This window comes from Bradyrhizobium sp. NBAIM08, from assembly GCF_020193935.1.
In the GTDB taxonomy this organism is placed as follows: Bacteria; Pseudomonadota; Alphaproteobacteria; order Rhizobiales; family Xanthobacteraceae; genus Bradyrhizobium; species Bradyrhizobium yuanmingense.
Genome location: NZ_JADYVR010000063.1, coordinates 1 through 667, shown reverse-complemented (window position 1 = coordinate 667; position 667 = coordinate 1). Strand labels below are relative to the sequence as shown.

General features: G+C 72.3%; 1 pseudogene. It reads left to right on the top strand.

Annotated elements, in window-relative coordinates:
• Positions 1-649: pseudogene (locus I6F37_RS38380) on the top strand (hypothetical protein); the annotation flags it as partial.
• Positions 650-667: the final 18 nt, after the last annotated feature.

Sequence of the window (667 nt, the reverse complement as noted above, 5' to 3'; positions counted from 1 at the left end):
CGTGATGGCCAGCCAGTTCAACCGCGCGCTGCAGCAGGCCGACCGCCAGCGCGTGACGTTGGGCTCCACCGGCGTGACGACGACCGACCTGCGCCAGTGGCTGCAGCGCCAGGCCGGCGCCGGCGAGCTGCATGCGCTGCTGGGCGAAGCGCTGTCGACCGGCGTGCAGCCTGTCATCGTTGCCGCGCAGGAGCTGGTGGACGGCGCCGAGGCAGAGTTCGGGCGCGACCGCCCCAAGCCCGCCGACGTGGCCGGCCTGCCCGCCGCCCAGGCCGCGCCAGACGGCCGGCTGGAGGTGCTGAGCCTGCCGGCCGAGTTGGGCGCGCTGCAGGCACTGCTGAACGGCTGGACCACCGAGGGCCGCGGCGTGCAGCCGGTGGCGCCGAGGGATGGCGCCAAGCTGACTTATGACGTGGTCGGCCCGATCTGCGAATCCGGCGACTGGCTGGCGCGCGAGCGCGAGCTCGCCGTCGAGCCGGGCGACCTGCTGGCGATCATGACCGCCGGCGCCTATGGCATGACGATGGCCTCGAACTACAACACGCGCGGGCGCGCGGCCGAAGTCATCGTCGATGGCGAGCAGCTGCACCTGGTGCGCCAGCGCGAGAACCCGGCCGACTTGTTTGCGCTGGAATCGATGCTGAAATAAGCAGTGCCGCGGCAAGCG